Genomic DNA, 1,430 nt, shown 5'->3' with positions numbered 1-1,430 from the left:
GAGGTCGAGGTGCTGGTGCGGCCCGAGCACGTGGAGGCCGATCCGCCGGAGCATGGCGTGAACCGCATCGACGGCGCGCCGGGCGACGTGCGCTACTTCGGCGCGACGCAACGCTACGACTTCATTCCCGCCGGCTCGGCCGAGCCGCTGCTGTGCGAAGGCCGCGTGCCGGCCACGCGGCGCATCGCGATCGACCCGCGCCATCTGCTCGTGCTGCCGGCCGCGCCGGTCGCGCAATGACCCCTTTCATTCAACGGAGATCCCCGATGCTTGCAGGCCACCCTCTTGTGAAGACCCTACGCGCCGGCGTGCTGGCGCTCTGCGCGTTCGCGGCGCTGGCTGCCGCGCCGGTGCACGCCGCGCCGCTGTATCCGGGCGAGGACGCGCTGTATGTGAAGGCCGCCGACGAAGGGCTCGTCGTGTCGTTCGACACGGGCCCCGAATGGGCGAACTGGAAGGCGCTGTTCGCCGAGTTCCGCAAGCGCTATCCGAAGGTCGAGATCACCTACAACGACATCGGCTCGGCCGCGACCGTGGTCGCGCTCGACAAGTCGCGCCGCCGTCCGCAGGCCGATACCGCGTATTACTTCGCCGCGTCGGCACTCGATGCGGAGAGCAAGGATGTCGTCGCGCCGTTCAAGCCGCTCAACTTCGACAAGCTGCCGAACGTGTTTCGCTCGGCGGACGGCCGCTGGTTCGCGGTGCACTCGCTGAACATCGCGTTCCTCGTCAACCGCAAGCTCGTGAAAAACGTGCCGCAGCGCTGGTCCGACCTGCTGAAGCCGGAGTATCGCAACGCGGTCGTCTATCTCGACCCGCGTTCGACCGGGCAGGGGCAGGTCGCCGTGTTCGCGGCCGCGTATGCGAACGGCGGCAGCGTCGAGAACCCGAAGCCCGGTGCGGAATTCTTCGGCAAGCTGAAGAGCGCGGGCAACGTGCTGCGCGTCGAGGGCACGACGCCTTATGCGAAGTTCGTGAAGGGCGAGATTCCGATCCTGATCGGCTACGAGAACGACGGCCTGAAAGCGAAGTATGTCGACGGCATGGGCGACGCGGCCGACGTCGTGATTCCACAGGACGGCAGCGTATCGGCGCCGTATGCGATGAGCCTCGTGAAGAACGGCCCGAATCCTTCCGCCGCGCAGCTCTGGCTCAACCTGGTGATGAGCGACGTCGGGCAGGCGCTGTTCGCGCAGGGTTTCGTGCGGCCGGCCGTACCCGGCACGCCGGTCGCGCCCGACGTCGCGGCGAAGCTGCCGAAGGCGCCGCAGGTGCGTCCGCTCGATGTGTCGAAGGCGGCGGCACGCAAGGCCGAGGTCGACCAGCTCTGGTCGCAGGCCACGCTCGGCAACTAAGGGGCGCGCGATGCAGACCTCCCTGGCGGACCGCGGCGCGCTGCGCCGCTTCGGCGCGGTGCCGGCGGCGGTATT

The 1,430-nt window shown here is 68.7% G+C and carries 1 protein-coding gene and 1 pseudogene; both read left to right on the top strand.

The features are described from left to right. Positions 1–240: pseudogene (locus G3N93_RS40200) on the top strand (ABC transporter ATP-binding protein); the annotation flags it as partial. Positions 241–266: 26 nt separating this feature from the next. Next, positions 267–1,355: an extracellular solute-binding protein gene (locus G3N93_RS40195; protein WP_206135545.1), complete on the top strand. Its 1,089-nt coding sequence runs from the start codon at positions 267–269 to the stop codon at positions 1,353–1,355. Positions 1,356–1,430 lie beyond the last annotated feature (75 nt).

The sequence above is a fragment of the Burkholderia sp. Se-20378 genome (genome assembly GCF_017104665.1).
Taxonomy (GTDB): Bacteria; Pseudomonadota; Gammaproteobacteria; order Burkholderiales; family Burkholderiaceae; genus Burkholderia; species Burkholderia lata.
The sequence above is the reverse complement of the archived record's forward strand: the minus strand, read 5'-3'. Positions and strand labels throughout refer to the sequence as shown.

What these genes read in the sequence shown, in the direction of transcription:
- G3N93_RS40195 (WP_206135545.1), top strand. Translation starts at nt 267, where the DNA reads ATGCTTGCAGGCCACCCTCTTGTGAAGACCCTACGCGCCGGCGTGCTG.